This is a genomic window from Microbacterium sp. ProA8 (assembly GCF_039905635.1).
GTDB lineage: Bacteria > Actinomycetota > Actinomycetes > Actinomycetales > Microbacteriaceae > Microbacterium > Microbacterium chionoecetis.
Genome location: NZ_CP157000.1, coordinates 2240601 through 2266513, shown reverse-complemented (window position 1 = coordinate 2266513; position 25913 = coordinate 2240601). Strand labels below are relative to the sequence as shown.

Here is a 25913-nt window from a genome sequence, read left to right as displayed (position 1 = left end):
GCGCGCTCGCTAAGGTGAGCGCGGGGCCGGGGAAACGGGGGCGCCATGGCGCGCTACGTGTTCGTGACGTGGGACGGCGGAGGCAACCGCATGCCCACCATCGCGATCGCGCGCGCTCTCCTGCAGCGCGGCCACGACGTGCGTGTTCTCGGACACGACTCGCAGGCCGCCGCGTACCGGGCCGCCGGACTGCGCTTCACCGCCTACGCCAGTGCACCCGGCTTCGTCCTGGACCCGCGTCCGGCGGGGATGCTGCGACTCTTCACCGATCGCGGGCTCGCCGACGACACGCTGTCGCAGCTCGCCGCGGGTCCGGCCGACGTCGTCGTCGTGGACTGCATGCTGTTCGCCGTCCTGGACGTCCTCGACCGGATGGAGCAGCGCTTCGCGGTGCTCGAGCACACGATGCACGGATTCCTGACGCCCGGCTTCCGCGCGCTCGGCGCGATGGTCTGGCCCCGCGGGCTGCGGGTGGGTCGGCCCCGGACGCACGCGGTGCCGATCGTCGTGGCATCCGTCCCTGGTCTTGCAGCCCCGTTCCCGCCTCAGCCGGCGCTGTCGGCCTCGCCGGGCGCGGTCGTGTACGCCGGCGCGATGAGCCGCGCCCGGGCGGATGCGGCTCCCACGGAGCCCACCGTCGTGGTGAGCCTCAGCACCTTCCGCTTCGCCGGCCTCGCCGAGACGTGGCGGCGGGTGCTCGACGCCGTGGACGGTCTGGACGCCAGGGTCGTGGCGACGCTGGGACCGGCGATGTCGCCCCGTGAGGTCGCCGCCCCGCGCGGCGTAGAGGTGCACCAATGGATGCCGCACGACGAGCTGCTCCCACGCGCATCGCTGCTGGTGGGTCACGGTGGCCACGGCACCACGCTGGCGGCGCTCGCGCACGGGGTTCCGGTGCTCGCCCTGCCGCTGGACGCGACCTCGGATCAGCCGCGGATGGGACGTGCCGTGGCGCGCGCGGGCGTCGGCGTCACGATGTCGCGCCGCGCCGAGCCCACCGAGATCCGCCGGGCGATCGGTGCGGCACTCGGTGACCGGGCGATGCGCGATCGCGCACGCCGGCTGGGCGAGGCCGTCCGCCGTCTCGACGGACCTGCGCGCGCGGCCTCCGTGCTCGAACTGTCGGCATCCGCGTCCCGCTGAGGCGTCAGCGGCGATCGCGCGCCCGCACGCGGAGTCCCGAGGCGATCAGGCGCCGGACGAGCTCGTGGCCGGTGACGTGCTGCGCGCCCGCGGCGATCAGCCGCGCGTGCGCCTCTTCCGGCACGTCGTAGTGATCCAGGTCGAAGCCGCGGCGGGGAATCCCGTTCGCTGCGGCGAAGGCGTGCAGCTCGTCGAGGTCGGAATCGGTGACCAGATGCGCCCAGAGCCGCCCGTGCGCCGGCCAGCGAGGATCGTCGATCAAGATGGCCACATGCAGATCCTACGGGCCGGGTCGCGACACGGGGCGGGCGCGCTTTCGCGGTCTGTCCGAGCATCTGATAAAGTAGACCTTTGGTGCGTCGAGATATCCGCACCAGGTCTTTGATGACGTCATGAGCGCGTGCGCTCCCAGAAGAAACAGGTGTGAAGTGGTTTACGCAGTTGTGCGCGCCGGAGGCCGGCAGGAGAAGGTGGAGGTCGGCACCATCGTCGTCCTCGACCGCCAGGCCGCCAAGATCGGCGACAAGATCGAGCTCCCCGCGGTGCTGTTCGTCGACGGTGACGCCGTCACGACCGACGCCGACAAGCTCGCGAAGGTCACGGTGACCGCCGAGGTGCTCGGTGAGGAGCGCGGCCCGAAGATCGTGATCCAGAAGTTCAAGAACAAGACCGGTTACAAGAAGCGCCAGGGGCACCGTCAGGACCTCACGCGCGTCAAGGTCACCGGCATCAAGTAAGTCCAGGAAGAGACGCAGAGATGGCACACAAAAAGGGCGCAAGCTCCACCCGCAACGGTCGTGACTCCAACGCTCAGCGACTGGGCGTGAAGCGCTTCGGCGGCCAGCAGGTCCTCGCAGGCGAGATCATCGTCCGTCAGCGCGGCACGCACTTCCACCCGGGCGCCAACGTCGGCCGTGGTGGCGACGACACGCTGTTCGCTCTCGCCGCCGGCGCGGTCGAGTTCGGCAAGAAGGGCGGCCGCAAGGTCGTCAACATCGTGGCGGCTGCGCAGTAATCCAGCGAGTCGCACAGACTTCCGGAAGGGGCGGGCTTCGGCTCGCCCCTTCCCTTTATCGCCCGCCCGGTGCGCCGGGCAGGCATCCACACCTCAGGGGGACCGCATGGTCACGTTCGTCGACCGAGTGACGCTGCATCTGCGCGCCGGCAAGGGCGGCAACGGCTGCGTGTCGGTCAAGCGCGAGAAGTTCAAGCCGCTCGCCGGTCCCGACGGCGGCAACGGCGGTCACGGTGGTGACGTGGTGCTCGTCGCCGACCCGCAGGTCACGACCCTGCTGTCGTACCACCACTCGCCGCACCGCTCAGCCGGCAACGGCGGGTTCGGCATGGGAGATCACCGCTCCGGCGCCGCGGGCGAGACGCTCGAGCTGCTCGTGCCGGTCGGCACGGTCGTCAAGGACGAGTCCGGCGAGACGCTCGTCGACATGATCGAGCCGGGCATGCGCTTCGTGGCCGCCCCCGGCGGCCTGGGCGGGCTCGGCAACGCCGCGCTCGCCAACCCCAAGCGCAAGGCGCCCGGCTTCGCCCTCCTCGGCACGCCCGGGTGGGAGGGCGACGTCCTCCTCGAGCTGAAGACGGTCGCGGATGTCGCACTCGTCGGCTTCCCCTCGGCGGGCAAGTCCAGCCTCATCGCGGCGATCTCGGCGGCCCGTCCCAAGATCGCCGACTATCCGTTCACGACGCTGCACCCGAATCTCGGTGTCGTCCAGGCGGGGGAGCAGCGGTACACCGTCGCGGACGTGCCCGGCCTCATCGAGGGCGCGAGCGAGGGCAAGGGCCTCGGGCTCGAGTTCCTGCGCCACGTCGAGCGCTGCACGGCGCTCGTGCACGTCCTCGACTGCGCGACGCTGGAACCCGGCCGCGACCCGCTGAGCGACCTCGAGGTCATCCTCGCCGAGCTCGCCGCCTACCCGGTCCCCGAGGGGCAGATCCCCCTGCTGGAGCGCCCGCAGCTCATCGCGCTCAACAAGGTGGACGTCCCGGAGGCGAAGGAACTCGCCGACCTGGTGCGCCCCGATCTCGAGGCCCGCGGCTTCCGCGTGTTCGAGATCTCCACGGTGAGCCACGAGGGGCTGCGACAGCTCACGTTCGCCCTGGGTGACATCGTCGCCCAGCACCGCGCGACGCTCGCTGCGACGCCGGCCCCGGAGCGCATCGTCATCCGACCCCGGGGCACGCAGAAGGAGTTCTCGGTGCGTGTCGAGGGCGGCACCTACGGCAACATCTACCGCATCCTGGGCGACAAGCCGCTCAAGTGGGTGCAGCAGACCGACTTCCAGAACGAGGAGGCGGTGGGCTACCTCGGCGACCGCCTGGAGAAGCTCGGCGTCGAGCTCGAGCTGTTCCGCGCCGGTGCGACCCCCGGCGCCACCGTCGTCATCGGCGAGGGCGACGGCATCGTCTTCGACTGGGAACCGTCGATCTCGTCGAACGCCGAGCTGATGGCCGCGCCCCGCGGCACGGATCCGCGCCTGCTGCGCGACACCCGCCGCACCACGTCCGAGCGTCGTGAGAAATACCACGACATGATGGACGCGAAGGCCGAGGCGCGCGCCGAGCTCGAGGCCGAGCGCATCGCGGAGCGCTACCGAAACGAGGAGGACGCCGAGTGAGCGCGCGCGAGCGCCGCGACATCCCGGCAGCTCGCCGCGTCGTCGTCAAGGTCGGCTCGTCATCGATCAGCGGGGACAACGCCCACAAGATCAAGCCGCTCGTCGACGCCCTCGCCGCCGCCCACGGGCGCGGCGCGGAGGTCGTGCTCGTCTCGTCGGGAGCCATCGCGACCGGGATGCCGTACCTCCTGCTCGATGAGCGCCCGAGCGACCTCGCCACCCAGCAGGCCGCGGCGGCGGTCGGGCAGAACGTGCTCATCTACCGCTACCAGGATGCGCTGCGCCCGTTCCGCATCGTGGCGGGCCAGGTGCTGCTGACGGCAGGAGACCTCGAGAACCCGATGCACCGCTCGAACGCCCGTCGTGCGATGGAGCGGCTCCTCGGGCTGCGGATCCTCCCGATCGTGAACGAGAACGACACGGTCGCGACGCACGAGATCCGGTTCGGCGACAACGACCGGCTCGCCGCGCTCGTGGCCCAGCTGATCGGGGCCGACGTGCTGGTTCTGCTGAGCGACATCGAGTGCCTCTACACGCGCCCGCCGGACGAGCCCGGCGCGACCCCGATCACGCGCGTCGCGTACGGCGACGACCTGCACGGCTTCGAGTTCGGCTCGGTGGTCGTCAACAGCGTCGGCACCGGGGGAGCGGCGACCAAGGTGTCGGCGGCGCGACTGGCCGCGGCATCCGGAATCGGCGTCCTCGTCACGAGTGCCGACCTCGTCGGAGAAGCGCTCTCGGGCGACGAGATCGGCACCTGGTTCCAGCCCAACCCCGAGCCCGCGGCGCCCGCCGCCACGGGTCCGGTGCGCACGGCGGTCGACGCGCTGGGCGGATGACGGCACCGTCTCCACGAGCACGGGGACGGATGCTGTTCCCCGGTTCCACCACTCGCTCGGAGCGGTTCGCGCGGGGTGCCGGGCAGGTACGCGCGTAACGGAATAGACTTGACCCGTCCCGCGCCCTCGCGGCGAACCCGAACGGAGCACGAATGACACTCGCCACGATCATCGCCCTCGCTGCCGAGGAGTCCGAGCAGCACGGCAACGTCGCCCTCGAGACAGTCGGCTACGGCATCGTCGCGGTGGTGGTCTTCGCCGCACTGGCGCTCGTGACCCTGTCGTACCGCAACGTGGCGAACCGCCACTCCCACAAGGCGGAGGCATACGCGAGGGCCCACGCCGACGACGTACAGCGAGCGGGGCACGGTCACTGAGGCGGCTGCATGTCGGTGACGACGGCTCCGAGGGTCGGGGTGATGGGCGGGACGTTCGATCCCGTCCACCACGGGCACCTGGTGGCGGCCAGTGAGGTCGCGCAGTGGTTCGACCTCGATGAGGTCATCTTCGTGCCGACCGGTGAGCCCTGGCAGAAGACCGAGGTCTCGCCGAGCGAACACCGCTATCTGATGACCGTCATCGCCACGGCATCCAATCCCCGATTCACCGTCAGCCGCGTCGACATCGACCGGGACGGCCCCACCTACACCATCGACACGCTCCGCGATCTGAAGGCCCAGCGGCCCGACGCGGAGCTGTTCTTCATCACGGGCGCGGATGCCATAGCGCAAATTCTCAGTTGGAGAGACCATGATGAGTTGTGGGACCTCGCCCACTTCGTTGCCGTGTCCAGGCCCGGACACGTTCTGAACACGGACGGCCTGCCCAGCGACGACGTCAGTCAGCTCGAGATCCCCGCCCTCGCCATCTCGTCGACGGACTGCCGTGATCGAGTTCAGCGAGGACACCCCGTGTGGTACCTCGTGCCTGACGGGGTCGTCCAATACATTGCGAAGCATCATCTCTACCGGAGCAAGGAATGAGTACACCCGAGCACCCGGCAACGCCAGCCCTCACCCGTAAGCAGATCCGTGAACTGCGGAACACGGGATCCAATCCCGTGATCTCGGAGGACCCGGAGTCGGACGAGCCCGCCGAGGCCTCGGCCGCGCCGGTCGAGCCCGCGCCGGTCGCAGAGCCGATCTCGCCGCCGCCGTCGCCGTTCTCCGGCGCACCCGTCGCCCCGGCGCCGTTCGCCGCAGCGCCCGTCACGCCGGCGCCTGTCACCGCGTCACCGTTCGCCGCAGCGCCGGTCACGGCCGCGCCCTTCCCACGGCCCGCCGAGCCGGTCGCCGTCGCACCGGCGCCCATGCCCGACTCGGCCGTCGATCTCGGAGTATCCCCGCTCACGCGTCGCCAGGCGCGCCAGCAGGAGCGCATCCGCACCGCCTCGGTGCCCGTCATCACCCCCGAGGTCGTCGCGGCCCATGCGGCGGCGACGTCCGGAACGGTCCCCGCGTTCGCCTTCCCCGTCGCGCCCCCGCCGCCGGCGCCGTTCCGCGAGCCCGAGAGCCCGCTGGTCACCGCACCGCCCAACGACTCCGAGGTGACGACCGACAGCGGCATGCACGCGCTTTTCGGCCTGCCGCGCGAGTCCGAGCCCGCAGCGGCCGAGCCGGCGCCGAGCTGGCAGCAGCCTGCCGCCTCCGCACCGGTCGCCCTTCCTGCTTTCTCCGCGGCCCCGCAGGCGCCCGAGTTCCAGAAAGAGGACGACGACCAGCCGTTCGCGGACGTCTTCGGCTACAACCCGGCCGGCGACACCACGACCGCCGAAGATGACGTCGATGAGCCGGCACCCAAAGCGGTCAGCCCGCTCCTCGGCGCCAGCCTCCTCGACCAGGCGCCCGCTGCCCCGGCGCCGACGGCGGTCGAATTCCCGCCGTCGTTCGACCAGCTGCTGTCGCGGACGACGGGATCCATTGCGATCCCCAACACGTTGATCGTCTCGCAGGCGCCCGAAGTCGCGCCGCTGGTGGCTCCGGTCACCTCGACGGGCGAGGTCATCATCACCGGCACGTTCAATCTGCCGGAGGGTCTCGGTTCGACCGGCCACGCCAAGGGCACGGCCGACGGCAAGGAGATCGACGCCACGCTGGTCGACGGCGAGCTGCCGTCGCACTCGTCGCCGACGCCCATCGCCGCCAGCGCCGCCGTGAGCACGGTCAAGACGCCGGGCGAAGTCATCAAGCCACCCACGCCCGAGAAGGGCGGCAAGCTCATGATGTCGCTCGCCATCACGGCGGGTGTCCTCGCCCTCGCGCTGGTCGGCGTCCTCATCCTCGCCTTTGCGACAGGAGTCTTCTAATGGTCGCGAGTGCGCAGTCACATGACATGCTGCAGATCGCCGCAGCGGCGGCGGACGCGAAGGGCGGCGAGGACCTCGTCGCCCTCGACGTGTCGGAGCCCCTTCCGCTGGTCGACATCTTCCTGCTCGTCACGGGGCGCAGCGAGCGCAACGTGGCGGCGATCGCGGACGAGATCGAGGACAAGCTCCTCGAGGCCGGCTACAAGCGCCTCCGGCGGGAAGGCCGCCAGGAATCGCGGTGGGTGCTGATCGACTTCGGCGACCTGGTGGTGCACGTCTTCCACGAGGAGGAGCGCATCTACTACGGGCTCGAGCGCCTGTGGAAGGACTGCCCCGTCGTGCCGGTAGATGTCCCCGCGCCGGCGGCCGCCGAGGACTGACGCTGGTTCGGAGCACCGCTCGGAATGTTGTAAGCTTGACGAGTTGCCTCGCGAGAGCGGGAGCAGCATCCGGGCCTGTGGCGCAGCTGGTAGCGCACCTGCATGGCATGCAGGGGGTCAGGGGTTCGAGTCCCCTCAGGTCCACCAAAACTCCCGGTAACGCACCAACTTCACTCCCTGATCAGGGAGCATGAATGTTGGGTAGTCGTTTACTGGACACTTCGCCAGGTCGCCGCAGTGCGGTCTCGGACCTTCTCGAGGTATCTGGAAGGTACGCGGCACCGCCCGCGCACCTTCGCTACATGGACGCTGTTGCCACCTCAGATTCGAAACACGGACTGCGTCTCGTTGGCTGAGCTTGCCGCGCAGCTAAAGGCCTCTGTCCACACGATCTACGATCTGCGGAGCAAGGGTCGCGGGCCCCGTGGATTCCGTGTCGGCACAAAGTTGAGGTTTCGTGAGATCGACGCATGGGTTAACCGAATGCAGCTGTCCGACCAGCCGCGACACAACCGGGGAGTGTTGTGAACGGGGGACGGCCGACGCACCGTGATCTGCTCGTACAGAACCATCAGCGTCACAGGCGCGGCGCCTCGTACGTCGCCGTGGCCGGCATCCGCGATGCCGACGGTCGCCTGCGACGGGCGACCGGCGCGGCGCGCACGGACTCGGCGACGCGCGCGAGATTGAAGCGTCTACTTGAGCGCCCCGGTTTCGGAACCGGCGGATTGGTCGATCTCAGCAGTTCCTTCCGCGGCGACTATCCGCACAACACCGGGGCACGCTTGGACTGACTCCGATTCTTCAGAAGGTCGTCGCCCGGGCCTGCTCGCGCAGAGCGGCGAGCGGGTCCACCGTCATGCCCCTCGGGTTCGCCTCGGGTTGCGGCTGGCTGAGGATCGCCCGCCGCAGACCCTCGCCCTTCGCCTTGGCGTCGGCGGCTTCCTCCGCCTTCTTCTGCGCCTGCTCGGTCGCCTGCTCGGCCTGCTTGGCCTGCTTGCGGTTGACCTCCCGGCCGAACAGCCACCCGACCGCCGTGAAGACGATGGCTTCCAGCCCGGCGAGCAGGAACGTGTAGCGTCCCCAGATCAGCTCTGTGGTGCCCTTGTCGTCGGCCGTCTGGAAGAGCGCGAAGACCCCCCAGACGTAGACGCCAATGAGAACTAGCGCGATGGCCAGAAGCACGCCCCACGGCGCCCCCGCCTTCCCGCCTGCGTTCGTGGTCGTCGAATTAGTGGTGGTCGTTGAATCAGCGCTCATGAGTGCCCCCCGACACGTCGCCTGCCCCACGCGCAGCCCATCGCCCCGCGATAAGCGAGATATACCAGGCACCGGATCGCGGCGATAGAGCCCCGTGCTCGATGCGCGATGTATCAGGGACGGTGACGTCGGCCTCCGACGTGGATGAGAGCCGATCTCTCGCGGAGCCCCAACTTTCGGGCCCTGTTCGACTGGCCCGTTGCCCGCAGCCCGGACAGGGTCCAGAATGTGCCCATACGAGTCTTCACACGTCGCTGGGGGTGCACGTGGCCGACTTCCTGCTTTCCGTCCGAGCCGCCGGGGAACCCGGCGACGGCGAGTCGATCACCCTGACCGACGTCGCCGGCGGTTCCCCGATCGCCGCCCACCACGAGGGCTTCGACACGTCGCCGCTCGTCCAGGACGGGGTCGAGATCGATCTGTCGGAGGTCCTCGGCAGAGAGGGACTCCTCAGCGGCCCGCGGCTCGAGTTCGTCGGTGAGGCGCTGTGGAAGAGACTGACGCCCGGCGAGATCGGGCCGGCGCTCGAGGACCGTCTCGGTGATTCGCGGATCTACCTCGATCTGCGCAGCACCACCCTCCACGACTACCCCTGGGAGCTGCTCCGTCACCGCGGCTTCGATCTGTTCCTCGCGGCGCGGATCTGCCTCGGCGTACCCCAGGCCTCCCGCAGCCCGCTGGCCGGTAGGCCGCCCGAGCCCGAGCATCCGCTCCGCGTCCTCGTCGTTGTCGGGAACGACCCCGCCGACGACCTGCTGAAGGCGGAGGCCGAGCTGCTCGAGATCGAGGCCGCCGCTCATCTGAAGAACGAGGAGATACTCCTCAAGACCCTGCTACGCCCGAAGCCGGAGGAGGTGCAGCAGGCACTCGCCGGGTTCCGCCCTCACATCCTTCATTTCATCGGTCACGGCGGAAGAGCCGACGACGGCGAATCGCCCGACATCCGCGTGTTCGCCGCAGCGACCGGGCAGAACGACGTGTGGACGGCCGGGCGCATCCGGAACGTGGTCCGCTCCTCCCCGCCGCGGCTGGTCGTGCTTAACGCCTGCTCGACGGGCACCGCGCCCTCCGCGGCCGCTTCGCTGGTCGAGGCCTTCCTCGACGCCGGCTGCATCGCCGTCATCGGGATGCTCGGAGACATCCGCGCAGACTCCTCGCACGCGCTCAGCGGCCAGTTCTACCGAAGTCTCTTCGAAGGCCGGAGCATCGACGAAGCCCTGATGTCGGCGCGACTGACGGTGAAGAACCTGGCCTCGGGCTCCGGCTCGGACAGCATCGCCGAACTGCGTTCCAACTGGCCGCTGCCGCGGCTCACGGCGCGCGGCGACGTGGGTGAGGCGATCACCGTGGTTCCGCCCCGGCCGGGCTTCGCGCGTCGCTGGCTGACCGCAGACTACGTCGCCCGGTGGGATGAGCGATGGAGCGCCTGGCGCGCCATGGACGGCACCACGTCGTATCTCGCCCTCGTCACCGGGAGTGCGAACGTCGGTAAGAGCGCGCTCCTGAACACCATCGCCGACACCGGGGCGCGACACGGCGACCGGGTCGTCAAAGTGGACTTCGGCCGCCCGTCCGGCGACTCGTGGAGGGACGTGCTCGCCCGCATCGCCCAGGCCGCGGCGAAGGAGCACCTCGACGGGCGCCTCGCCGAGATTGTCGCCCAGCCCGGCGACAGCGGCGCCGTGATCGCCGAGTTCCACGCCGAGCTGGCACGGACGGTGGGCGATGGCCGGCTGCTGATCGTCCTCGATGGGCTGAGCGAGTGGGAGGAGAACGTCGTGGACGACATCCTGCTCGATCAGCTGTGCGGTCCGTACCTCAACGGGAGCGACACCGGGTCGCCGGTCAAGATGATCCTCGCGACCGACAAGGCGTGGGACGTGCTGAAGGGTCCGCAGGGCTGGACCCCCACAGCGCTCGGGCCGTTCACCGAGGAGGAATGGGGCCGCGCCGTCACCCACTTCGAGGGCTACTGGAGGGGACAGCTGCCGCCCGACAAGCACCCGAGCCTGGACGCCTGGGCGCACGCGACCCGCCTCTCGCCGCGCACCGGAGGATTTCTGGGCCTGCTCCGCGACGGAGCGCTCAACCTGCAGAGGGGCGCCTGATGGACGGCCCGCAGCCCGGCGCCGAATCGCTCGAAGCCCTGATCGTCGGGTCTCTGCCGGCGAACGAGCGGCGGCTGCTGGGGGCGGCCGCGGCCCTGCGATACATCACCCCGGAGCTCGCGCGCCTGGTGACCGGCTCGGACGAGGGGGTCGAGCTCCTCGCCAGCCACCCGCTCGTCCACCCCTGCCCGGGAGCGCCCGTGGGTGAGCAGTGGGTCATCCCCGAGTCGCTGCGGCGCCAGCTGGTCCAAGGGGAGGAGGGGCGAGCGGCCTCGGCATGGCAGCGGGTCGCCGGCTGCGACGACGAGCTCGAGTCGGTCTACGCGCAGCTGTCCGTCAACGCCACGAGAACGGCGGGACTGGAGCGCCTCGAAGCGCTCTTCGCATCGGCGATCGCGCAGCGCCCGCCGGCGGTCGGCCGCGCGCACGATTTGCTCGGCCTGCTGCAGGAATGGCCGGTGCGCGACCACGCCGAGGCGCTGGAGCTTCACAAGCGGCTCACCCCCCGGCTGCGACGACAGTCCCGCGCGATCCGCGACCGGGAGGCCAGCGACGGCTACGTCGAGCGCGACTTCGAGTCGGACGCCCTCCAGCGGCTCTTCGCGGGAGGCGAGCCGTGGGTCCTCCACCTCCACGCGCCCGGCGGGCGGGGGAAGTCGATGTTCCTCAAGAACTTGCTCGGGCGCACCTGCCCGGCGCTGGACCACCCGGTGGCGCGCGTAGATTTCGACCACATCGATCGCCTCGGTCTGAACACGACCCAGCCCTGGCGGCTGCTCCTGACGATGGCGCGCCAGCTCAACACCCAGCTGCCTGGGCAGCCGTTCGAGCTGCTGTTGGCGACGTACGGCCACCTGCGCGCCGCCACGTTCGCGGACGTCGTGCCGGTGCGCCAGCTCTCCCACTCGGCCGAGGAGTCGTCGACGGACGAGGAGTTCGTGCGGCTCGCCGCCGCGGACGTGCCGCGGCGATTCCGCACCGAGCTCGCCAACGCAGCCCCCGGCGGGATCGTCGTGATCGCGCTCGACACGATCGAGAACGTGCAGCAGGCCGACGGCGCTGACCTCGAGGCGGTCCTCGACGCACTCGGCGAGGTGCGCAGCGGGGGAGACGCGACGACGGATTCCGGGGTCACCGGGCTGCGGCTCGTCCTCAGCGGCCGGTACGACCTCGACAGCACGCGGCAGCAGCCTGGGGGCCCGCCGCTGCAGCGTTCCGCCCGCTTCCACGACCGGTTCATGGGACCGGGGACGGTCATCGCCGGCGAGGGGATCAGCATCGGGGCGGAGGCGATAGGGATCGAGGTACCCGAGTTCTCCGACGATGAGGCGACACGCTTCCTCGCCGACACGGATCGCCCCGACGTCGTGGCGGCCGTGGTGCGACGCAGCGAGGGCAACCCCATGAAGCTGGCGCTGTTCCGCGAGTGCCTGAAGGACAATCCCCGGACGACGGCCGCCGACATCGAGGGCTTGGAGTCGGTCGAGCTCGCGTATCTGGTGACCCGAGTCGTGGATCGGATCACCAACCCGCTCGTCCAGTGGGTGCTGCGCTGGGGCGCCCTCATGAAGCTGCTTACCCGAGAAGCCGTCGACCAGGTCATCTGGCCGGCGCTCGAGACGCTGGCCGAGCGGGGGACGACCTACGACAGTGCACCCCTCGACACCCCGTCCATGCCGCCCGTCGCCGCGGGCGCCGAGCGCTGGCCGATCCCCGCGGCCGCCCACGTCCGCCGTCCGGGAGCGGCCGACCAGACCTGGGACGAGCTGCTGTCGTACGCCGCGGGCTCGTCGTGGGTGTCGTCCCTCGACAACCTCCCGAACGCCGTCCAGTTCCATCCCGAGGTCCGCGAGCCGCTGCGCGGCATGCTCAGGGCCGCCGGTGACCCGGTCTTCGACGACATCCATCGCCGCGCGCTGCACTACTGGGCCCGGCGGGCCGACCAAACGACGGGCGCCGCGCGCGCCGAGGCACTCCGGAGCGTGGTCTTCCACGCCTACGAGAGCCCCCGCGCCGACGTCTCGGGAGACGAGCGTTGGCTGGCGCTGATCGCCGACCCGACGCTCGACCGCTTCGAGCGCGGCGAGATTGCCGATGAGGTCATCGCGGTCTCGGTTCGGCGGGCCGGGGGCGGCCGCCGGCCGCCCGATGCGGTCACGCTCGGCTACGCTCACCTCGAGAGGGCCGAGGCGATGATCCACGACGCGGCCGTCGCCGGGCGATCCCTCGACGAGGCCCGCCTATCGAGCCACCGCTACGCGGTCCCCGACGACGTCCGTCGCGCCGAACCGCGGCGTGCACTGTTCCTCGACGCCGCGATGGCGCTCACGCTGTCGGACGTCGCCGGTGCCTGGGAGATGCTCGACGCCGCACTGTCGCACCCGGCACCGCAGGAGTCCCGCGGCGCGGCGCACCTCGAGCTGATCGTGGAGTGGGCCGACCGCTCCGAGCCGCCGCGCGCCGCGATCGGCACGGCTCGGCGGCTTGCCGCAGAAGCGGCGGGCGGGCGCTGGGCGGCTCGAGCGGCGCGGCCCCTCGCGCGCGTCCTCATCGCCACCGAGCAGTGGCGCGAGGCGCTCGCGGTAGCCACCGGCACCGGAGACGCCCAGCTCATCGGGCAGGCGCTCCTCGGTCTCGGTCGGGTGCGGGAGATCCTCGAGAATCCCATGTTCTCGGCTGTGGCACGCGCGACCGCCGCGCTCATCGACCTCGACGCCGAGCGCGCCCTCAAGGAGCTCGACAGCGCCTTCCCCGCCTCCCGCTCCGCATCGCCCGCCCCCGAGGTATCGCTGCTGCGGGGCAAGGCGCACACGCTGCGACGCGAGAACGACCCCGCCCGTGCGGCGTTGAGCGACGCCGCCTCGGGTACCGACGCCGGCGTCGCGCTCGAGGCGTCGCTGTGGCTCTCGCGCCTCATGGCAGCGACCGGTCACCACGACCTCTCCACCGCGAACCTCTCGCGCAGCTTTCAGCGGGGCGACACGGTCGGCCGCAGCCGGGCGGAGGCGCTCGAAGCCGTCGTCGACCGGGACACGGATCGCAGCCGCAGCCTGGGCGAGCTCAGCCGCGCCTATCACGACCTCGCTGAGTCAGGCTGGGCGCCGCCGTCCGTGCGCGTCGAGATCGAATGCGCGCGGCTGTCGGTGCTGGGTCCGACGGCGGACCGGCTCGCCGAGCTCGCCCGCGCCCTGGAGGCCGTCGACGACCCGGCGTCTCGACTGCGCGCGCTCCAGTGGCTCGCCGAGGTCCCGGCGTCGGCTGAGCCCGCTCCGGAGGCGGTCGTCCGACAGCTCCGCGACGCGACGAGGATCGAGGTCACGCCCGAGACGCCGGCAGCGCTGCTGCTCGCCCAGGCGGAGCTCGAACGCGTGCTCGGCTACCCCGAGAGATCCGCGGAGCTGCTGGAGGCCCTTCAGCACGCCCACGCCGAAGACCGCCGGACGCTCGGCGTGACCGTCCGGGACGCGATGCACCGCTTGTCGACAGAGTCCACGGGCTGGGAGTCGTTCACGACCGCCGCGGGCGACACACCCGCCCACTCCGAGAGCGCGGCGCCGGACCCGCACACCCGGACGATCCACATCTCCTCGCTTCCGGACGGAGGGATGCTGCTGGTCGATGTCGACAGCGGCGCGCGCACCCGCACGGAGACCGAGGTCTCGGATGTGCTCTCGGACGGCCACTACGCGCTCGCCGCCGATCCGGCCGGCGTCGCCGAGGGGCTCGGCGCCGCGCTCGCCGTCGGCGATGCCGCGCGATGGCTGGACCAGAGTGCCGACACCGTGCTCGCGCTGGACATTCGCGACGAGGCGGCCGCCCGCTGGCCATGGGAGCTCTCCTCGATGGGCGGCAGGCCAATGGCGGCGCGGCAGCGCGGCGTCGTCGTGCGCACCGGACGCCGCGCATCCGTCTCCCCGGAGGAAGAGGCTGTCCGTTCCACGGAGGCCTATGTCGCGATCCTGAACGAACGGCACGACTACGGCCATTCCGCAGGCATGCTGTCGGACGCGTACGGACGGCGCGCGCGGCACGGTGATCCCTACGGGCTGGCAGAAGGCGAGCTGCGGCGCCTCGGTCCGAGCACCAGCATCGTGCACCTCGTCGCCGAGCCCATCGAACGCCGGAGAGCGCCGGCACTCCAGCTCGCCGACGACCACCTGACGCCGGAGCGGCTGGCGGGGGCGATCGGACACCGGCGGCCGGCCCTGCTGATCCTCGATCTGGCGCTCGGCGACTCGCCCTCCATCGCAGCAGAGCAGCTCATGCTCGCCAACGCCTTCTGCTGGCACCTCATCCGCAACGCCCCGGCCGTCTCCGCAGTGTGCGGGAGCTTCTCGGCCGCGCCGGATCCCTCGGGGAGGCTCGCGCTGCTGCTGAGCGGGCTGCGCGGCGGGATGCCCCTGGCAGACGTCGTGGGTTTGCTGCAGCGTCATCGGCACCGCCCATTCCGCAACGAGCATCTCCGCTCGTTCGTGTCGCTCAACAGCGAGGCGTTCCAGCGCCGCTTCGTGCTCGAGGGCGACTGACATGGCCCTCTACGAATCGGCCGTGGAGAGCATCCGTGCGCAACGCGCTCTTCTCGAAGCAGATCTCTCGTACTGGGGCGGTCGCGCCTCGGGCGACGGCGACCTACCCCAGCACGCGAGCCAGGTGTCGCGGCTCCGGGAGCAGATCGCGGCCGCGCTGGAGGCCGCCGTTGAGGGCACGCCCGTGTCGGCGGACGCCCAGGCCCCGTTCGCGGGCGGTGTCGACGAGCTGCCGAGGCTGCGTCGAGGCGTCGGAACGGTGCACCTCATCTGGGACTTCTTCCGCAGCAAGCTCGCACAGCGCGACACCGTCGCCTACGCGACGCACCTCGGCGCCGCCGATGACCTGGCGTGGTCGTGCTACAAGCCCTTCCTCGCGGCGGCGCGCGCGGCCGGCACGGTGGGCGAGCAGGAGCTGAAGGAGCCCCCACTGGTGTTCTACAGCACGGATCGGGCGCCGTTCGCGCAGGCGAGATCCAAGGCGTTCCACCCGCCGGGACTCGATGCGAAGGATCTGCAGCTGGTGGTTGCCGAGCTGCGGAGGATGCCGGTGCCCGTCGTCGCGATGCCGTGGACGGTTGCGAACCGCCTGTCGGATGTCGCCTTCATCGGTCACGAGGCGGGGCACGTGATCGCGGAGGATCTCGGGTTGGCCGCCGAGGTGAAGACGGTGATCGGCGGACTCGATCCCGGGGCCCCGGGGGGAGCCGAGCGCCGCGCGGTCTGGCGGGAGTGGAGCGATGAGATCTTCGCCGATGTCGTGGGGGTGCTCGCGACCGGGACGGCGTTCGTCATCGCGCTCGCCGGAGAGCTGGCAGACGCCGTGAACGAGATCGAGCACGCGCCGATCTCGGCGAAGAAGCCCGGTGCCTATCCGACCCGGTCGCTGCGCATCGCCGTCTGCTGCGCCGTGCTGCGGAAACTCGGCGTCGAGGCGCCGGTCGAATGGGCCGGCGTGTACCGGCTCGCGGGCGACTCCGAGCTCTATTCCGACGACATCCCCGCGCTCGTCGACGCCATGCTCGATCACGCCTGGACGGCCACCGGCACTCGCCTGCAGGAGGTGCTGAGCTGGGATGCGAAGCGGGAACGGGATGCGTCCGCAGTGGCCCGCGCTGTCCTCCAGAAGACGCCGCCTGCCGTGGCCTTCGATATCCGTCTCTGGGTCGCGGGCGCCGTGCATGCGTCGGTCGAGGATCCGCGAGAGTTCGCGCGGCTCGCGTTGGACGGATCCATGGCGTCGTTCATCGTGCAGCGACGCGACGACCGGACCCGATCCGCGCGTGAGGAACGGCTGGTCGCCCTCGACCCCAGCACGCCCCGGCCCGATGGCCGCCTGCAATCGAGCGACCGGGAAGCCGGTCAAGCCATGGCAGCCCGGCTCGGGCTCAATGCGTCACGCGACGGACTGCCTGCACAGGAGAGGAAGGAAGCGGGATGATCACCACCAGTGAGCTGGTCGCCAAGATCGAGTCGGAGTCGCCTCGGATCTCGGTGGCGCACGCCCCTCTCGGCACCGTTACGGAGAGGCTGGTCGTCGAGGGCGACATCGGCCTCACCGCCGATCAGGTGCTGCCGTACGCCGCGCGGCGGATCGAAATCGCGGAGGCCTTCGCCGAGGATCCCGATGCCGAGAAGCAGGGCCTTCTCGGCATCGAGCGCGACGGCCGACTGCTGCGGTGGGCGCGCGGGCTGCGACTAACGTACTGCGTGTGGCGCCCCTCCTTCGGCTCGGACGCCGAGCACGCGGCCGCCGTCGAGGGCATGCACGCCGCCACCTCGGACTGGTCAGGCATCTGCGGCATCGAGTTCGAGCACCTCGTGCACCGGGACGACGCCCCGGAGCTCCCGGCTGATGTCGGCTTCCCGGTGGTCCGCCAGCCGGGCGGGGGATCCACAATCGCCATGGCGTTCTTCCCCGACGACCCACCGCACCAGCGTTTCGTGTCGGTGTTCGACGGCTTCTACAGCACCGACCCGAACGCGTTCGACGCGATCGGCGTCATGCGGCACGAGCTCGGCCACGTCCTCGGCTTCCGGCACGAGCACATCCGTCCTGAGGCCCCCGACCTGTTCAACCCGGAGTCGCTGGAGCACACCATCGCCATCACGCAGTACGACCCCACCTCTGTCATGCACTACGTCGCGGCGGGGGTCGGCGATCCGAAGCTCCGCTTCACCGAGCGCGACAAGTCGGGTGCGCGCCTGGTATACGGCGGACCGGACTCGGAGTTCACCTTCGCCGACTGACCTTCTTCATCGTCCCGCGTGTCGTCGCCGCGGAGTCGGTGCGGCGCCCGGAGCGTCCGGCGTGGGCGTCGTCGGCATCGCCATCTCCGCGGGCACCCCGGGGAGGTGGATTTGCCGACTGGGCGCGATTCTGGCGACGAGCTTGGGCGCCCGCTCGATCACGACGGTGCGATCCGATGTCGACGGGGTCTTCTTCGTCAACGTTTTCCCGTCGCGCCGACACCGTCGTGTCGACGCCGTGCGCGTCACCCCTGCATCCGGGGGTCAGCTGTCGGATCGGCGTACGGCGCGGGGCAGCCGCCACTGATGGCGTCGGTGCGCAGCTCGAAATGCCACGACTCGTTCTCGTAGGTCTGGCAGAGTCCGTACCCGGCGCCGTGGGCCGACAGCCATGCGACGGCGTCGAACGACCCGATGTCGATCGCCTCTCCGGCGACGTGCGCCGAGGTGTCCGACGTGGCGACCCAACGGGCCGCCTCCGCCTCGGAGCCGTACTGCGCCACCGCCTGCTGAAGAAGCCGGTCCTGGTATTCGGCCGACCGCCAGCCGCTGTTCACCTGGATCACGATGCCCTGCCGTGCGGCGTCGGCCGATGCCTGCCGCAGTGCATCGAGCAGAGGAGGGGTCAGGTGTGCGATGCCCGCGAATGCGCCGTCGGCTGCGGTGACGCCGCCGGGGAGCAGCCCGTCCGCCTCGGTGATCGCGCCGTCGGATGCCGCGGGATCTGTCGTCGCCGTCGCTGATGGATTCGTCTCCGCCACCGGGCCGCCAGGATCGGGCGCACCGGCACCGGCGGCCGACTGGTGGACGGCAGCGGCGAGGGAGAACGTGCACACGACCGCCACCGCGAGGATCAGTCCCCGCAGAGTCGAGGGCCGCGTGCGCGTGTGAGCTGGGGGAGTCATGCTTCCACCTCACGCGGACGCGTGTTGCGAGGCCGTATCGGCTTTCGCATAGGTGGACGATATGCGCCGGCTCGTACCATCGGACCATGCGCGTGCTGGTGGTGGAAGACGAACCTCTCATGGCGGAGGCGATCCGCGACGGCCTGCGTCTCGAGGCGATCGCCGCCGACATCGCGGGCGACGGCGACACGGCGCTCGAGCTGCTGAGCATCAACGCGTACGACATCGCGGTGCTCGATCGTGACGTCCCGGGACCCTCGGGCGACGACATCGCCGCGCACCTCGTCGCCTCGGGCAGCGGCATCCCGATCCTGATGCTCACCGCTGCCGACCGGATCGACGACAAGGCCAGCGGCTTCGGCCTCGGCGCGGACGACTACCTCACGAAGCCGTTCGATCTGCAGGAGCTGGTGCTGCGCCTGCGCGCCCTCGACCGTCGGCGGGCGCACAGTCGGCCGCCGGTGCGGGAGATGGCGGGGCTGCGGCTGGATCCGTTCCGCCGTGAGGTCTACCGCGACGATCGGTACATCGCGCTCACGCGGAAGCAGTTCGCGGTGCTCGAGGTGCTGATGGGCGCGGAGGGCGGCGTCGTCAGCGCGGAGGACCTGCTCGAGCGCGCGTGGGACGAGAATGCGGACCCGTTCACCAACGCGGTGCGCATCACGGTGTCGGCCTTGCGGAAGCGACTCGGCGAACCTTGGGTGATCGCCACCGTTCCGGGAGTCGGGTACCGGATCGACGCCGACGGAAGTGCCGTCGGTGAGTAGGGAGCCCGGGCTCAGCGTGCGGCTCAAGCTGACACTGAGCTACGCAGGGTTCCTGATGGTCGCGGGCGCGGTGCTGCTCGCGATCGTGTGGGTGTTCCTGCTGCGCTATGTCCCCAACGGGCCCATCACCGGCCCCGGTCCGTTCGTGCCGAACCGCGGCGACCTCATCCGCGCCTTCGCGCCCGCGGCCGTCTGGGCCCTGCTGTTCCTCCTCGCCTTCGGACTGCTGGGCGGCTGGTTCCTCGCCGGGCGGATGCTGGCACCCCTGAGCCGGATCACGGATGCCACGCGCCTGGCGGCGGACGGCTCGCTGTCGCATCGGATCGACCTCGAAGGATCCGACGACGAGTTCCGTGAACTGGCGGACAGCTTCGACGCCATGCTCGCGCAGCTGGAAGCCCACGTCGCCGAGCAGCGCCGGTTCGCCGCCAACGCCTCGCACGAGCTGCGCACCCCGCTGGCGATCACGAGGACGCTGCTGGACGTCGCGCGTGGAGACCCGGACCGTGACGTCGACGAGCTCATCCGCCGGCTCTCGATCGTCAACACCCGGGCCATCGGTCTCACCGAGGCGCTGCTGGTGCTGAGCCGCGCCGACCAGCGGTCCTTCACACGGGAGGACGTGGATCTGTCGCTCGTCGCGGAGGAGGCCGCCGAGGCGCTCCTGCCGCTCGCAGAAGCGCGTGGCATCACGCTGCGCACCCACGGCGACGTCACTCCCGCGTCGGGTTCGCCCGCACTCCTCCTGCAGCTCGCGTCGAACCTCGTGCACAACGGCATCGTCCACAACCTGGCCGAGGGCGGCACGGTCGACATCGTCACGTCCGTGCGGTCCGGTGCCGCCGAGATCGCCGTCGAGAACACGGGGGAGACGCTCAGTCCGCATCTCGTCTCGACCCTGGTGGAGCCGTTCCAACGGGGCAGTGAACGCATCCGCACCGACGATCACGCCGGCGTGGGCCTGGGGCTCGCCATCGTCCGGAGCATCGCGGTGGCACACGGCGGGACGCTCACGATCGTCGCGCGCGCCGGGGGTGGACTGCGGGTCACGGTACGGCTTCCGCTGCGGCAGACCTGACCGCCCGGGTTCCACCCATTGCATGCGCGGGTCCCGTCGGCGAAGGTGGGACCCATGAGCGCAGTCACCCCGTTCCTGTGGTTCGACGACGCCGCCGAAGAGGCGGTCACGTTCTACACGGCGCTCATCCCGGACTCCGAGGTGGTGAGCATCGACCGGTACCCGGACGAGGTTCCCGGAATGGGCGGGAAAGTCATGCACGTGCACTTCCGCCTGGGGGGCCGGGACTACTACGGAATGGATGCCGGACCGCAGTTCCCGTTCACAGAGGCGTTCTCGCTCTACGTGCCCTGCCGGAGTCAGGCCGAGGTCGACCGCTACTGGGACGCACTGACCGCGAACGGGGGTCAGGAGCAGCCCTGCGGGTGGCTCAAGGACCGCTGGGGCCTGTCCTGGCAGATCATCCCCGACCGCCTGGTCGAGCTGATCCGCCACCCCGACCCCGACATCGCGCATCGCGCCGTCCAGGCGATGCTCCGCATGCGGCGCATCGATCTCGCCGCCCTCGAAGCCGCCGTGGCGGACGGATGACGAGGCGCGCTCCCCGGGCGGCGATCGGATGCCTCCTCGTGGTGCTCATCGCGGCCACCGGCTGCAGCGCCACCACCCCCGAACCGGCGCCTCCTTCTCAGGCGGCCACGATGGGGCCGAGCGTCTCGCCGACGAGCGAGGGGCGGTGGCGCGTCGGGAAGGTGACCGGCACGCTCGCGTCGGGCCTGGCCGCACCCTGGTCGGTGGTGCCCCTCGCCGGCGGCGGCGCGCTCGTCTCGCAGCGCGACGATGGCGCCGTGCTCGAGCTGACCGCAGACGGAGCGCTGCGCGAGGTGGGCACTGTTTCGGGCGTCGTGTCGGGAGGCGAATCGGGCCTGCACGGACTCGCGCTGCTGACGACGGGCGACACACCGATGCTCTTCGCGTACTTCGGCGCCGCCGACGACAACCGCGTGGTGCGGATGCCGCTCGACGGCGAGCCGGGATCGCTCGAGCTGGGCGAGCCCGAGGTGGTGCTGGACGGGATTCCGCGGGCCAATACCCATGACGGCGGACGTCTCGCGTTCGGCCCGGACGGCTACCTGTACGTCACGACAGGCGACGCGCAGCAGCGCGATGCCGCGCAGGACCCCGACGCCCTCGGCGGCAAGATCCTGCGCATCACGGCGGACGGCGCTCCGGCGCCGGGCAACCCGTGGGGCACCCGCGTCTGGTCGATGGGGCACCGCAACGTCCAGGGCATCGCGTGGACTGCCGACGGAACGATGTGGGCGAGCGAGTTCGGACAGAACACGTGGGACGAGCTGAACCGCATCGAACCCGGCGCGAACTACGGATGGCCGCTCGTCGAGGGCGTCGCCGGACGGGAGGGCTTCGTCGATCCGGTCGCTCAGTGGGCCACCAGCGACGCGAGCCCCAGCGGCATCGCCGCCGCAGGCGAGACCGTGTTCGTCGCGGGCCTGCGCGGCGAGCGGCTCTGGCAGGTCGACACGCGGGCGGACGGAGCGGTCGGCGATCCTACGCCGGCGTTCGCGAGCCAGTACGGGCGTCTCCGCGACGTCGTCGCCGTGCCCGACGGGTCGATCTGGGTGCTCACCAGCAATACCGACGGGCGCGGCTCGCCACGGCCCGATGACGACCTGCTGCTGCGGGTGGAGCTCGTCCCGGCGGCGTGATGCATGCGTCCGCCCTCGCGCGCGCACGCTACGGTGAGAGCGTGAGCTCGCAGCCCCGCTGTCCGCATTGTCGCCACTTCGTCTACCTCGACACCTTGCGGTGTCCGAACTGCGAGGCTGAGATCGGCTATCACGTGCCGACGCGCGAGTTCCACGGCATCCGACACGATCAGGCCGTCATCGAGGGTGAGACCTGGTACACCTGCTCGAACCGCGACTGGGCGTGCAACTGGCTGGTGTGGGAGAACGCGCCGGCCGGCCGGTGCTTCTCATGCCGGCTCACGCGCCGCCAGCCGGCCAGCAACGACACCGTCGCGCTCGAGAAGCTCGCGAAGACCGAAGAGGCGAAGCGCCGCCTGATCCTCCAGCTCGCCGACCTCGGACTGCCGATCGTCGGCTGGGACATCGAGAAGGGCGGCCTCGGGTTCGACCTCATCTCCAGCCTCTCCGACGGCAAGCCGGTCACGATCGGCCACTCCAACGGCATCATCACGATCGACCTGGCTGAGAGCCTCGACGATCGGCGCGAGGCGCTGCGCGTGCGCCTGGGCGAGCCCTACCGGACGATCCTCGGGCACCTCCGCCACGAAGTGGGGCACTACTACCAGAACGTGCTGCTCACCGACGACGCGCTGTGGGCGCGCTGCCGCGAGCTGTTCGGCGACGAGCGCTCGAGCTATCGCGACGCACTGAAGCGCCACTACCGGGTGGGCGCACCGTCCGACTGGAGCCAATCCTTCATCTCGGAGTACGCCACCATGCACCCGTGGGAGGACTTCGCCGAGACGTTCGCCCACTATCTGCACATCACCGGCACCCTGCAGACTGCGGCGGTCATCGGCATCCATCTCGACGCGGCGGTGACGAACCTCCGCGACACCGATGTCGTGCCGCTCGCCTCGTACGAGCGGGAGCCGATCCAGCGTCTGCTCTCCGACTGGGAATGGCTGTCGCAGGGATTCAACCGCATCAACCGCGCGATGGGGTTCGGCGACCTGTATCCGTTCAAGATCGTCATGCCGGTGCGCCACAAGCTCGAGTTCGTCCACGACATCGTCACGCGGGCGCCGCTCAGTCCGGGTGAGCAGTACGCGCGCGCCATGGCGTTGGAGACGGAGCGGGCATGACCTCGTTCGCCCGAGGCCAGCGGGTGATCGGCGCGGCGACGCACTATGTCGAGAACCAGCCGCCCTGGCGCGTCGACGTCGACGAGTATGCACTCAACGCACCGCTGGGCGACGCGGTGCGCGCGTTCGGCGCCGACTGGGCCGAAGACGGGCTGCGCGAGGCCGGGGGAGTCGTCGGTTCGGGCTCGTTCCAGCGTGACGCGGAGCTCGCCAACATCCACACCCCCGTCGCCTACCCGCACGACCGCTGGGGTTACCGCCTCGACGAGGTCGAGTACGACCCGTCGTATCACCGGGTGATCGGCGAGGCCCTCGCCCGCGGAGCGCACACCTCGGCGTGGGCAGACCCGAAGCCGGGCGCGCACGTCGCCCGCGCCGCCATGTTCATGCTCTTCGCCCAGGTCGAACCCGGGCACGCGTGCCCGGTCTCGATGACCCATGCCGCCGTCGCCTCCATCGAGGGTTCGCCGTGGATCGCCGATACCTGGCTGCCGCGTCTGTACTCGCGCGAATACGAGCCGCGCCTCATCGTCGAGGGCGAGAAGCGCAGCGCTCTCATCGGCATGGCGATGACCGAGAAGCAGGGCGGATCCGACGTGCGCGCCGGCACCACGGTCGGGGAGTCGATGGGCGGTCACGCCTACCAGCTCACCGGGCACAAGTGGTTCTGCTCGGCCCCGATGTCGGACGGATTCCTCGTGCTGGCGCACACACGCCGCAGCGGAGTCGAGGAAGGGCTGACGTGCCTGTTCGTGCCGCGCGCCCTGCCACACGGCATGCGCAACGTGTTCCGCATCCAGCGGCTGAAGGACAAGCTCGGCAATCGCTCCAACGCCTCGGCCGAGGTCGAGTTCGACGGGACCGTCGGGTTCCTCGTCGGTGAACCCGGCCGCGGGGTGCGTGCCATCATCGAGATGGTGCAGCGCACGCGCCTCGACTGCGTCCTGGGCACCGCGGCGGGCATGCGGCAGTCTCTCGCCGAGGCGCTGTGGCATGCGCGCGGGCGGGAGGCGTTCGGCGCGCTGCTCGTGGACCAGCCGGCGATGACGAGCGTGCTCGCCGACCTCGCGCTCGAGTACGAGGCGGCGATGCTCACGGGGATGCGCCTCGCGCAGCTCTTCGAGGCCGAGGCATCCGATCGCGATGTCGCCCTCCGTCGCCTCGCGACGCCCGTGTCGAAGTACTGGGTGTGCAAACGCGGCCCCCAGCACGCGTACGAGGCTCTGGAGTGCCTGGGCGGCAACGGGTACACCGAGTCGTTCCCGCTCGCACGTCGCTATCGCGAGCAGCCCGTCATGGCGATCTGGGAAGGGTCGGGCAACGTCATCGCGCTCGACGTGGTCCGGGCGCTCACTCGTGACCGCGACTCGGGCGATGCCTTCGCCGACGAGCTCGCGAGCACCGCCGGCGCCTCGATCGTGCTCGATCGCCACGTCGACCGCACGCTGGGCCTGTTGCAGGGACTTGCGGCGGATCCGGACACGGCGGCGTCGCAGGCCCGCCGGCTGAGCGAGGATCTCGCGCTGGCGCTCCAGGCGTCCCTCATGCTCCGGCACGCGCCCGGCCGCGACGCCGAGACGTTCATCGCCGCACGCCTGGGGGAGGACCGCGGGGTGCAGTTCGGCGTGCTGCCGATGGGGACGGATGCCGCGGCCATCGTCGCGCGCCACTGAACAGCCGGTCGTTCACAGATCCCTTTGCACCGGACACGCTTAGGCTTGCCCGGTGACTTCTGCGCCGCGCTTCGCCCTGCTCGCGATGGTCGTGGCGCTCGCTGCCGTGTGCACGTCGTGCGCCTCCAGCCCGACTGCGAGACCGTCCGCGTCGCCGTCGGCGACGGTCTCGCCCGAACCGGAGCCGTCGCCGACGCCCGAGGCGACGCCGGCCGAAGCGGCCGTGGCGGCGATGTCGCTGCGCGAGCGCGCCGCGAGCGTCGTGATGGGCCACATCCCGACCACGGATGCCGCGTCCCTGCACGCCTACATGGAGTCCTCCGGCGCCGGCGGGTTCCTCCTGATGGGCGCGAATATCCCGGGCGATGAAGCGGCGCTCCAGACGCTCACCGCCGCCCTGACGGTGGACCCCGCACGGCCCCCGCTGGTCGCGATCGACCAGGAGGGCGGAGACGTCTCGCGCCTGCGGTGGGACACGTTCCCCGGACCCCTCGAGCTGCAGCAGTCCGACCCCTCCGCGGCCGAGACGGCGTTCGCCGGCCGCGCGGCGCTGGTGCGGCAGGCGGGGATCTCCGTGAACTTCGGCATCGTGGCGGACGTCACGCCCGACACCGGGTCCTTCATCCACCGGCGCGTGCTCGGCGCGACGCCCGACGTCGCATCAGCCCGCGTCGCCGCCGCCGTGCGAGGCGAGGAGGGCTCGGTGTTCTCGACGCTCAAGCACTTCCCCGGACACGGCGCCGCCCCCGGCGACTCGCACACCGCGATCCCGTCCACGTCGTTGACGCTGGACCAGTGGCGCGCGGCCGATGCCCTGCCGTTCCAGGCCGGCATCGACACCGGCGCCGAGCTGCTGATGTTCGGGCACCTCGCCTACACCGCCGTGGATCCCGCGCCGGCGAGCCTCTCCGCCGAGTGGCATCGGATCGCGCGCGAGGAGCTCGGCTTCGACGGGGTCACCGTCACGGACGACCTGGGAATGCTGCAGGGCTCCGGCGAGCCGCAGTACGCGGATCCGGTCGCCAACGCCGTCGCCGCCCTCGCCGCGGGCAACGACATGGTCCTGACAGTGGTGTATTCGACGCCCGATACCGCGACGAAGATCATCGACGGCATCGTCGCCGCCGTGGAGTCCGGCGCCCTGCCGGCCGACCGGCTCGAAGAGGCTGCGATTCGCGTGCTCGAGCTGCGCTTCGCCGTCGCCGAGGCGGGCGCCGGCGACCTGCCGTGCACGACCTGCGCCCCCGCGGAGTGA

General features: G+C 70.8%; 23 protein-coding genes and 1 tRNA gene. 21 read left to right on the top strand and 3 right to left on the bottom strand.

The genetic code is table 11. The annotated features are described in order from the left end of the window. Positions 1-45 precede the first annotated feature (45 nt). A complete protein-coding gene (locus tag ABG085_RS09960) occupies positions 46-1143 on the top strand; it encodes a nucleotide disphospho-sugar-binding domain-containing protein (RefSeq protein WP_347975591.1) in 1098 nt (365 codons plus the stop codon). A 4-nt stretch (positions 1144-1147) separates the two neighbouring features. On the opposite strand, the gene ABG085_RS09955 is transcribed toward ABG085_RS09960, so the two are convergent. Continuing rightward, complete coding sequence (locus ABG085_RS09955) at positions 1148-1414, bottom strand: DUF4031 domain-containing protein (RefSeq protein WP_163617260.1); 267 nt, start codon at positions 1412-1414, stop codon at positions 1148-1150. A gap of 157 nt (positions 1415-1571) precedes the next feature. On the opposite strand from ABG085_RS09955, the gene rplU reads away from it, so the two are divergent. From rplU to ABG085_RS09910, 9 genes are all read left to right on the top strand, one after another. After that, entirely contained in the window at positions 1572-1880 is a 309-nt protein-coding gene (gene rplU, locus ABG085_RS09950) for a 50S ribosomal protein L21 (protein ID WP_204260017.1), read from the top strand. 20 nt (positions 1881-1900) lie between these two features. Beyond that, entirely contained in the window at positions 1901-2158 is a 258-nt protein-coding gene (gene rpmA / locus ABG085_RS09945; RefSeq protein WP_163617259.1) for a 50S ribosomal protein L27, read from the top strand. Between the two features lie 106 nt (positions 2159-2264). Then, entirely contained in the window at positions 2265-3773 is a 1509-nt protein-coding gene (gene obgE, locus ABG085_RS09940; protein ID WP_347975590.1) for a GTPase ObgE, read from the top strand. Then, positions 3770-4612 carry a glutamate 5-kinase gene (gene proB / locus ABG085_RS09935; RefSeq protein ID WP_347975589.1) on the top strand — a complete coding sequence of 281 codons (843 nt, stop codon included), beginning with the start codon at positions 3770-3772 and terminating at the stop codon, positions 4610-4612. Before obgE ends, proB begins: the two co-directional genes overlap by 4 nt. Positions 4613-4764: 152 nt before the next feature. Beyond that, positions 4765-4989 (top strand): hypothetical protein, encoded by a 225-nt coding sequence (locus ABG085_RS09930; protein ID WP_347975588.1) that lies wholly within the window; start codon positions 4765-4767, stop codon positions 4987-4989. Positions 4990-4998: 9 nt separating this feature from the next. Beyond that, complete coding sequence (gene nadD, locus ABG085_RS09925; protein WP_347975587.1) at positions 4999-5595, top strand: nicotinate-nucleotide adenylyltransferase; 597 nt, start codon at positions 4999-5001, stop codon at positions 5593-5595. Next, positions 5592-6917, top strand: coding sequence for a hypothetical protein (locus tag ABG085_RS09920; RefSeq protein ID WP_347975586.1), 1326 nt, complete (start codon positions 5592-5594; stop codon positions 6915-6917). The genes nadD and ABG085_RS09920 overlap by 4 nt, the downstream gene beginning before the upstream one ends. Then, entirely contained in the window at positions 6917-7297 is a 381-nt protein-coding gene (rsfS, locus tag ABG085_RS09915; RefSeq protein ID WP_347975585.1) for a ribosome silencing factor, read from the top strand. The genes ABG085_RS09920 and rsfS overlap by 1 nt, the downstream gene beginning before the upstream one ends. Before the next feature lie 71 nt (positions 7298-7368). Next, positions 7369-7444: transfer RNA gene (locus tag ABG085_RS09910), tRNA-Ala, on the top strand. A gap of 657 nt (positions 7445-8101) precedes the next feature. Here ABG085_RS09910 and ABG085_RS09905 read toward each other — a convergent pair. Continuing rightward, positions 8102-8557: a hypothetical protein gene (locus ABG085_RS09905; RefSeq protein WP_347975584.1), complete on the bottom strand. Its 456-nt coding sequence runs from the start codon at positions 8555-8557 to the stop codon at positions 8102-8104. A 266-nt stretch (positions 8558-8823) separates the two neighbouring features. Between ABG085_RS09905 and ABG085_RS09900 the strand changes: the two genes are divergently transcribed. From ABG085_RS09900 to ABG085_RS09885, 4 genes are read left to right on the top strand one after another with little or no spacing between them, the layout of a single operon-like run. Continuing rightward, positions 8824-10665, top strand: coding sequence for a CHAT domain-containing protein (locus tag ABG085_RS09900; RefSeq protein WP_347975583.1), 1842 nt, complete (start codon positions 8824-8826; stop codon positions 10663-10665). Further along, positions 10665-15191, top strand: coding sequence for a hypothetical protein (locus ABG085_RS09895; RefSeq protein ID WP_347975582.1), 4527 nt, complete (start codon positions 10665-10667; stop codon positions 15189-15191). Before ABG085_RS09900 ends, ABG085_RS09895 begins: the two co-directional genes overlap by 1 nt. Position 15192: 1 nt before the next feature. After that, a complete protein-coding gene (locus tag ABG085_RS09890) occupies positions 15193-16632 on the top strand; it encodes a hypothetical protein (RefSeq protein WP_347975581.1) in 1440 nt (479 codons plus the stop codon). Then, a complete protein-coding gene (locus ABG085_RS09885) occupies positions 16629-17441 on the top strand; it encodes a hypothetical protein (protein ID WP_347975580.1) in 813 nt (270 codons plus the stop codon). Before ABG085_RS09890 ends, ABG085_RS09885 begins: the two co-directional genes overlap by 4 nt. Positions 17442-17686: 245 nt before the next feature. On the opposite strand, the gene ABG085_RS09880 is transcribed toward ABG085_RS09885, so the two are convergent. Beyond that, the gene (locus ABG085_RS09880; protein ID WP_347975579.1) at positions 17687-18346 is read right to left on the bottom strand and encodes a M15 family metallopeptidase; all 660 of its coding nucleotides are present in this window, start codon (positions 18344-18346) and stop codon (positions 17687-17689) included. 86 nt (positions 18347-18432) lie between these two features. On the opposite strand from ABG085_RS09880, the gene ABG085_RS09875 reads away from it, so the two are divergent. The 7 genes from ABG085_RS09875 to ABG085_RS09845 are packed head-to-tail and all read left to right on the top strand — an operon-like array spanning position 18433 to position 25913. Continuing rightward, a complete protein-coding gene (locus ABG085_RS09875; protein ID WP_347975578.1) occupies positions 18433-19113 on the top strand; it encodes a response regulator transcription factor in 681 nt (226 codons plus the stop codon). Continuing rightward, positions 19106-20191, top strand: a complete 1086-nt coding sequence (locus ABG085_RS09870) for a HAMP domain-containing sensor histidine kinase (RefSeq protein ID WP_347975577.1) — start codon at positions 19106-19108, stop codon at positions 20189-20191. The genes ABG085_RS09875 and ABG085_RS09870 overlap by 8 nt, the downstream gene beginning before the upstream one ends. A gap of 54 nt (positions 20192-20245) precedes the next feature. Then, entirely contained in the window at positions 20246-20722 is a 477-nt protein-coding gene (locus tag ABG085_RS09865; protein ID WP_347975576.1) for a VOC family protein, read from the top strand. Then, positions 20719-21858, top strand: coding sequence for a PQQ-dependent sugar dehydrogenase (locus tag ABG085_RS09860; RefSeq protein WP_347975575.1), 1140 nt, complete (start codon positions 20719-20721; stop codon positions 21856-21858). Before ABG085_RS09865 ends, ABG085_RS09860 begins: the two co-directional genes overlap by 4 nt. Before the next feature lie 41 nt (positions 21859-21899). Then, positions 21900-22985 carry a putative zinc-binding metallopeptidase gene (locus ABG085_RS09855; protein WP_347975574.1) on the top strand — a complete coding sequence of 362 codons (1086 nt, stop codon included), beginning with the start codon at positions 21900-21902 and terminating at the stop codon, positions 22983-22985. Further along, positions 22982-24658 (top strand): acyl-CoA dehydrogenase family protein, encoded by a 1677-nt coding sequence (locus tag ABG085_RS09850; RefSeq protein ID WP_347975573.1) that lies wholly within the window; start codon positions 22982-22984, stop codon positions 24656-24658. The genes ABG085_RS09855 and ABG085_RS09850 overlap by 4 nt, the downstream gene beginning before the upstream one ends. A gap of 52 nt (positions 24659-24710) precedes the next feature. Then, positions 24711-25913, top strand: coding sequence for a glycoside hydrolase family 3 N-terminal domain-containing protein (locus tag ABG085_RS09845; protein WP_347975572.1), 1203 nt, complete (start codon positions 24711-24713; stop codon positions 25911-25913).

Coding starts and splice junctions, on each gene's coding strand:
- ABG085_RS09895 (WP_347975582.1), top strand. CDS start 10,665: ATGGACGGCCCGCAGCCCGGCGCCGAATCGCTCGAAGCCCTGATCGTC.
- ABG085_RS09920 (WP_347975586.1), top strand. CDS start 5,592: ATGAGTACACCCGAGCACCCGGCAACGCCAGCCCTCACCCGTAAGCAG.
- nadD (WP_347975587.1), top strand. CDS start 4,999: ATGTCGGTGACGACGGCTCCGAGGGTCGGGGTGATGGGCGGGACGTTC.
- ABG085_RS09890 (WP_347975581.1), top strand. CDS start 15,193: ATGGCCCTCTACGAATCGGCCGTGGAGAGCATCCGTGCGCAACGCGCT.
- rsfS (WP_347975585.1), top strand. CDS start 6,917: ATGGTCGCGAGTGCGCAGTCACATGACATGCTGCAGATCGCCGCAGCG.
- ABG085_RS09885 (WP_347975580.1), top strand. CDS start 16,629: ATGATCACCACCAGTGAGCTGGTCGCCAAGATCGAGTCGGAGTCGCCT.
- rpmA (WP_163617259.1), top strand. CDS start 1,901: ATGGCACACAAAAAGGGCGCAAGCTCCACCCGCAACGGTCGTGACTCC.
- ABG085_RS09875 (WP_347975578.1), top strand. CDS start 18,433: ATGCGCGTGCTGGTGGTGGAAGACGAACCTCTCATGGCGGAGGCGATC.
- ABG085_RS09960 (WP_347975591.1), top strand. CDS start 46: ATGGCGCGCTACGTGTTCGTGACGTGGGACGGCGGAGGCAACCGCATG.
- obgE (WP_347975590.1), top strand. CDS start 2,265: ATGGTCACGTTCGTCGACCGAGTGACGCTGCATCTGCGCGCCGGCAAG.
- ABG085_RS09880 (WP_347975579.1), bottom strand. CDS start 18,346: ATGACTCCCCCAGCTCACACGCGCACGCGGCCCTCGACTCTGCGGGGA.
- ABG085_RS09930 (WP_347975588.1), top strand. CDS start 4,765: ATGACACTCGCCACGATCATCGCCCTCGCTGCCGAGGAGTCCGAGCAG.
- ABG085_RS09850 (WP_347975573.1), top strand. CDS start 22,982: ATGACCTCGTTCGCCCGAGGCCAGCGGGTGATCGGCGCGGCGACGCAC.
- ABG085_RS09905 (WP_347975584.1), bottom strand. CDS start 8,557: ATGAGCGCTGATTCAACGACCACCACTAATTCGACGACCACGAACGCA.
- ABG085_RS09865 (WP_347975576.1), top strand. CDS start 20,246: ATGAGCGCAGTCACCCCGTTCCTGTGGTTCGACGACGCCGCCGAAGAG.
- ABG085_RS09860 (WP_347975575.1), top strand. CDS start 20,719: ATGACGAGGCGCGCTCCCCGGGCGGCGATCGGATGCCTCCTCGTGGTG.